At 52.7% G+C, this 6,411-nt stretch carries 4 protein-coding genes; all 4 read left to right on the forward strand.

Features of this window, described 5'->3' with window-relative positions:
- The first annotated feature begins 6 nt into the window (after positions 1 to 6).
- The 4 genes from ACO0K8_RS16555 (at position 7) to ACO0K8_RS16570 (ending at position 6,184) form a co-directional block, all read left to right on the forward strand.
- Positions 7 to 1,503 (forward strand): sensor histidine kinase, encoded by a 1,497-nt coding sequence (locus ACO0K8_RS16555; RefSeq protein WP_422947755.1) that lies wholly within the window; start codon positions 7 to 9, stop codon positions 1,501 to 1,503.
- 57 nt (positions 1,504 to 1,560) lie between these two features.
- Positions 1,561 to 2,007, forward strand: a complete 447-nt coding sequence (locus ACO0K8_RS16560; protein ID WP_422947756.1) for a response regulator — start codon at positions 1,561 to 1,563, stop codon at positions 2,005 to 2,007.
- 7 nt (positions 2,008 to 2,014) lie between these two features.
- Complete coding sequence (locus ACO0K8_RS16565; protein WP_422947757.1) at positions 2,015 to 4,444, forward strand: EAL domain-containing protein; 2,430 nt, start codon at positions 2,015 to 2,017, stop codon at positions 4,442 to 4,444.
- A gap of 396 nt (positions 4,445 to 4,840) precedes the next feature.
- The gene (locus ACO0K8_RS16570) at positions 4,841 to 6,184 is read left to right on the forward strand and encodes an NRAMP family divalent metal transporter (RefSeq protein ID WP_422947758.1); all 1,344 of its coding nucleotides are present in this window, start codon (positions 4,841 to 4,843) and stop codon (positions 6,182 to 6,184) included.
- Positions 6,185 to 6,411 lie beyond the last annotated feature (227 nt).

The following is a 6,411-nucleotide window of genomic DNA, read 5'->3' on the forward strand; positions in this document are numbered from 1 at the left end:
CCAGCTATGCAAATCAAAACCCAGCAAACTTTTGGTACCCTCCTGGCGCTGCTGGCGATCAGTATCATTGCAGCGATCTTGTTTAACTCCATACGACAAACGCACCAGGCTAAGGCACGCAGTGATTTTGCTACCGATACCGTGGCGAAAGGTATCAGTGGCTTGGGCCTGGTTGCTTTCGAATATATCATTGCGCGGCCTGAACGTGCCAAGCTGCAATGGCAGCAAAGCTATGGCTCGCTAACCCGAAGTCTGGCGCAAGACATGTTTGAAGAGACGGAGGAACTTGCCATCATGCGTGAGCTGCGACTGCAGCTACAATATTTGCAAGAAACTTTTTCGCAATTGGTCGTATTAGACAGCCATCGCAGCGGCAACCAACAAGAGATGGAGCTGGCGCAGGAAGTGGAAAAACGCCTGATCACTCAGATTATGGTAATGACACAGAATTCCAGCGCGGATGCAAGCCGCCTGGCACGCCTGAGCGAGCAGAGAATTATTGATGCGCAGTGGCGCACCAGCTGGCTAGTGGCACTGCTGGTTTTGTTGATAGGGGCGATTATTTTGCTCAATTATGTGACGTCGTTGACGCAGATATTGGGGCCGATTCGTCAGCTTAAACAAGGCACCGATGCCTTCAGTAAGGGCGACTTCAGCGTGCGCACGGCCGTCAATGTTAAGAATGAACTGGGCGATTTATCACAGGCATTTGACCAGATGGCGGCACGTCTGACACAGTCTATGGTGGCGTTGGAACATAAGTCGGCACTGTTACTGGAAACCAATCATGAACTGGAAAGTTTCAGTTATTCGGTGTCGCATGATCTACGCTCCCCTTTGCGTGGCATAGACGGCTGGGGTCTGGCATTACTGGAAGATTATGGTGAGCAGCTCGATACGACGGCGCATGAGTATGTGGCGCGTATTCGCGCCGAGACGCAACGCATGGGGCAACTGATTGATGATTTGCTGCAACTGGCACGCGTCACTCGTGGCGAGATTAAACACGAGTCTGTTGATTTCAGTCAGCTAGCTTTGTCCGTTGCCGAACAACTCAAACAGTCGTATGGCCAGCGCCAGATTGAGTTCGTGATACAGCCGTGTTTGCGGGTCGTGGGGGATCCCCGTTTACTTGAAATTGTGTTGCTGAACCTGTTTGAGAACGCCTGGAAATTTACCGCTCCGCGCACTCTGGCCCGCATAGAATTTGGCGCGTGTCGCGAAGTGGAGCCGGCTAGCAAACAACTGATAGATGCCTATTTCGTACGCGATAATGGGGTTGGATTCGACATGGCACATGCACAAAGACTATTCGGCGCTTTCCAGCGCATGCATCGAGTCAGTGAATTCCCCGGCACCGGTATTGGTCTGGCGACGGTGCAACGTATCGTCCATAGACATGGTGGCAAAATCTGGGCCGTAGCTCGTCTTGATGCCGGAGCCTGTTTCTTTTTTACTCTACCGAACAAATCAGCAATTGAGTCTGTGCAATTGAGCCTGTGAAGCAAAATCTGTGAAGCAGAACCTAGTGAGCTCTAAAGACACTAACAAGGATACATGATGAGAGAAAAAGTAATATTGCTGGTGGAAGATAATCCTAGCGACATAGGCTTAACGCAACGCGCTTTTTTGAAAGCCGGTATCCGCAATAAGCTGGTCGTGGCCGAGGATGGGCAAGAGGCGCTCGATTATTTATTTCTGACTGGTGCCTCGCATCAGCGCGACGCCAACGACAGCGATAACCCGATTTTGATCTTGCTAGACCTGAAACTGCCGCGCGTCGATGGCTTGGAAGTATTGCGCTTGATACGCGCCGACAGTCGCACGCGTCGCATACCAGTGGTGATACTCACGTCCTCCAACGAAGAACAGGATCTGGCCTCCAGTTATGATCTAGGAACCAATAGTTATATACGCAAGCCGGTCGATTTTCATCAATTTGCCGAGGTGATAAAACAGCTGGGCATGTATTGGTTAGTCATCAACGAAGCGCCACCTCGGCCCTGAGTACAACATGGATACCCTACTTAGCGTATTAATCGTCGAGGATTCTGCCAGCGATGCTGCCCTGATGCTACGGCATCTACGCAAAGCTGGTTTTGAAGTGAGCTATACCAGGGTAGAGACGGGCGAGCAAATGCAGCAGGCACTGCGGGCCCAGAGTTGGGATGTCGTATTGTGTGATTTTTCCTTGCCCGGTTTTGACGCGAAACAGGCACTCAAGACCTTGCAGGCCACTGCTCTGGATATTCCGTTTATCGTGGTTTCCGGCTCTATCGGCGACGAGACCGCAATCGAATTGATGCGTACCGGCGCCCAGGACTATTTAATGAAGAGCAATATGGCGCGACTGGCGCCTGCGGTTGAGCGCGAATTACGCGAGGCCGCGCAGCGTCGCGTTCATCGTCAGGCAGAGCAACGTCTGCGCCTATCTGCCTGTGTCTTTGAGAATGCCGATGAGAGCATCATGCTGACCGATGCCGAATGTCTGATTGTGGCGGCAAACCCGAATTTTCAAAAAATTACTGGTTATAGCGAAGCCGAAGTGTTGGGAAAAAAACCGTCTATCCTCAGGTCAGATAAGCAGGATGCGCTGTTTTATCAGCAGTTGTGGAATTGTATGCATACGGGGGGACATTGGTCGGGGGAAATCTGGGACAGGCGCAAGAGCGGTGAAGCTTACCCGGCCTGGCTCACTTTTAGCGCAGTCAAAGACGGGAGCGGCATCGTTACCCATTATGTCGGTATTTTCAGCGACCGCAGCGCAATTGTTGAAGCGCAGGAGCGCGTCGATTTTCTGTGGCAGCACGATGCCCTGACCGGATTACCGAACCGGGTATTGTTACGCGATCGTCTGCAGCAAGCCATAGACAGTGCTCAATCGGAGAGCCGTCAGGTGGCGCTGCTATTGCTCAATATCGACCGTTTGCAACATGTGAATGACCTCCTTGGTCACGATGCCGGCGATGCTTTTTTGAAAGAACTGGCGCGCCGCTTACTAGCCTTGCTGGCACCGGGTGACACCCTGGCACATTTGGGCAGCGATGAGTTTGCCATGGTCGTGAGCTATTTTGGCGACGTCAATGAGATCACCCTGATCGCACAAAAACTCATGACGGCGATCGCCCTACCGCTGCAGATACAGGACGAGGAAGTGTCGGTCACGGCCAGTATGGGTATCAGTCTGTATCCGGCAGATGGCAGCTCGCCTGCCGAGTTGCTCAAGGGGGCTGATATGGCGCTGTCGCTGGTTAAGAGCGAGGGGCGCAATAGCATACGTTTCCTGACCGCCGAAATGAATGCGCGGGCGCTACGTCAGATCGTGTTGGAAAGCCATCTGCGACATGCCCAGGAAAGAGGGGAATTATTGTTGCACTATCAGCCGCAGGTGTCGCTTGGCGACGGCCTCATTTGCGGGGTAGAGGCATTGCTGCGTTGGCGCAGCCCGGAGTTAGGCATGATTTCCCCCTCTATCTTTATTCCCCTGGCCGAAGAAGCCGGGTTCATCCTCTCTATTGGTGCCTGGGTAATGCGTACCGCCTGCGCTCAGAATAAGGCGTGGCAGGATGCCGGACTGCCACCGGTACGGGTCGCTGTCAACGTGTCTGCTTACCAGTTTGCCACCGGCACGCTGGTGGCGATGGTGAGGGAGGCGCTAAATGATACCTGGCTGGAGCCGCGCTATCTGGAAGTGGAGTTGACCGAGAGCGCGATGATACGTGATATGGATTCCTCGCTGCTCCAAATCGCGCAGCTGCGCAAGATGGGGGTATCGGTCTCACTCGATGATTTTGGCACCGGTTATTCTTCGCTCGGTTACCTGAGCCGTTTTACCCTAGATAAATTAAAAATTGATCAGGGCTTCGTGCGCAATATTACGACCGATCCTAGAAGCGCGGCGATCGTTAATGCCTCGATCGCGCTGGCGCAACGGCTGGGTATCACGGTGATCGTTGAAGGCGTCGAGACTGAAGGACAGCTTGGTTATTTGCGCAAGGCTGGCTGCGATGAGATTCAGGGTTATCTGTTCAGTCGTCCGGTGGCGCCGGATGAAATGGCGAAGTTATTACTTAGCAATGATGCGCGGCTAGTCGACGCGAGCGAGAACGGCGCGATTCAGACCTTATTGCTGATCGATAAAGAAAATAATATCCTCAATGTCTTGGTGCGCTTACTGCGTCAGGACGGCTATAAAATTCTGTTGGCGCATACGACCGCTGAGGCCCTGCTGATGCTGGAAAATAATCTGGTACAGGTGGTCATTTGCGACCAGCGTGTCTCAGAAATGAATGGCTCTGAGTTTCTGGCGCGCGTGAGCGAGCTTTGTCCGGATACCATACGCATGGTACTGTCTGGTAACGACGATCTGAAAACGGTGGCCGATACGGTGAACCGTATTTCTACGTTTAAATTTCTCAGCAAGCCCTGGTCCGATGAAGTTTAGGTGCTAGCTGCCGGTGGTAGCGAGGATGCTGCTCAGCGATTTACCGCTGACTAATGACTCAGGAATAGACGATTTTCCCATGCATCCGTTTGGCTTTGGGAGCGATTTTGTATCCTTGCTTGATAATTTAATCTTTACCAGGGAAGTGTTAGCAACTCCAGCAACTCCAGCAACTCCAGTAACACTCATTTGCGGAACCGAGGACAGCGAGTGCTAGCAAAGTTTTTCTGCGAATTTTGCGCCGAGAAATTTTTTGAATCTTAAAAAAACCAATTTAATCGATATGAGATGGGCGCACTGCGCACAGTCATATCGATGAATTTACTTGGCGACGCTTAACGAACATCGCTTAATTTAGCTAGTTTAAACAGATAGCCGACCTATGATTTACTCGAAATGAATAATAATAAACATCTATCCGCAGCGCATCACCGACGTCTACGTAAGGGCGCACCAGCGCATGCCGTGGCGCATCATAAACGTGGTATTGCCTTGCAGTTTGCACGTTTTCGGGCTGCCGGTATCGGCGCTTTTTCTGCTTTTTTGGCAGTGCTGGGACCAGGCCTATTGGCCGGCTTGTCGGACGATGATCCGGCTGGTATCACCACCTATTCGGTGCTGGGGGCCGATCATGGCTACCGCTTGTTATGGATCATTCCGGCCTCGACCATTTTGCTGGTGCAGTTTCATATGATGGCGGTGCGCCTAGGCGCAGCTAGCGGTAAGGGTTTTGTCGGTGTGATACGCGAGCGTTGGGGACGCGGCTGGGGTTATATCGCCGTGCTTGGTCTGCTGTTTGCCAACTTCGGCACTATCTGCGCAGAGTATGCGGGTATCGCGGCAGCAGGCTCACTGATCGGCATCCCTTCATGGATCAGTGCACCGCTGGCGGCGGTGTTGATTTCCTTGATGGTGGTGCTCGGGTCCTTTCACCGCATAGAGCGGGTTTTGCTGGTGATATCTTCCACGCTGGCTTTGTACATCATCGATGGCATTCTGGCGGCACCGGATTGGTCAGCGGTCTGGCATAACTCGGTGGTACCGCATATGCCAGTTGATAATCTGGGCTGGATCGCGATTGCTGCTACGTTGGGTACCACCCTGGCACCCTGGGGACTGGCTTTTATACAATCGTATGCGGTCGATAAGAAAATTACGGTAGCCAATTTGCAATGGGAAAGAGTCGATGTCGTCATCGGCTCGCTACTGACCGGCGTGATCGGACTGGCGATCGCGGTGGCCTGCGCCGCCACCTTGAACCGTGCTGGCATACACATCAACGATGCCAGCGACGCGGCGCTGGCGCTGCGCCCTTTGGCGGGTTCGTTTGCCACTGTCTTGTTTGGGGTTGGGTTGTTAGGCGCATCCTTACTGGCCGCCGCCATCGTGCCAATAGCGACTGCTTACTCGATCGCCGAGGGGATAGGCGAACCGGCTTCGCTTGATCTCGATTCGCGTCATTTTCAGTATTTTTATGCCGCCTTTGTCGGTCTTACGGTGGCCGCTGCCAGCGTGGTGTCGCTACCTGGTTTACCTTTGATCCCTTTGATTTACACCAGTCAGGTCGTCAATGCGGTGCTGTTACCTTTGCATGTGATAGCGCTGCAATTGCTGGCGCGCGATGTCAGGATTATGGGGGAGGCACGTACCGGTATGCCCTCCTTGGTTGCAGGCTGGATTAGCATTGCGCTCATCGTCGCCTGCATTGCCGCATTGATCGCCAGTTGGATAATGACTTAATGCGCAATCAATAAGACAATCGATGGGACAATCGATAGGATATTAAAATTTAAGATCGACCCTGCCAGCGCGCATATTCCATGCGCTTCTCCGGCATGCCTTGCGATGTCAAGTTCGAATTGCGACAGGAGTAGGCATGAGATTAAATAGTACTTCATGCGGAGTTCGGTAGCCTAAGGTTTTTCTAGGGCGATGATTCAGGCGATCTTCAATCTGTTGAATTTGCG

Source organism: Undibacterium sp. Ren11W, from assembly GCF_049340485.1.
In the GTDB taxonomy this organism is placed as follows: Bacteria; Pseudomonadota; Gammaproteobacteria; order Burkholderiales; family Burkholderiaceae_D; genus Undibacterium.

Excerpts from the sequence above, each read along its gene's own strand:
- ACO0K8_RS16565 (WP_422947757.1), top strand. The coding sequence starts at position 2,015 with ATGGATACCCTACTTAGCGTATTAATCGTCGAGGATTCTGCCAGCGAT.
- ACO0K8_RS16570 (WP_422947758.1), top strand. The coding sequence starts at position 4,841 with ATGAATAATAATAAACATCTATCCGCAGCGCATCACCGACGTCTACGT.
- ACO0K8_RS16560 (WP_422947756.1), top strand. The coding sequence starts at position 1,561 with ATGAGAGAAAAAGTAATATTGCTGGTGGAAGATAATCCTAGCGACATA.
- ACO0K8_RS16555 (WP_422947755.1), top strand. The coding sequence starts at position 7 with ATGCAAATCAAAACCCAGCAAACTTTTGGTACCCTCCTGGCGCTGCTG.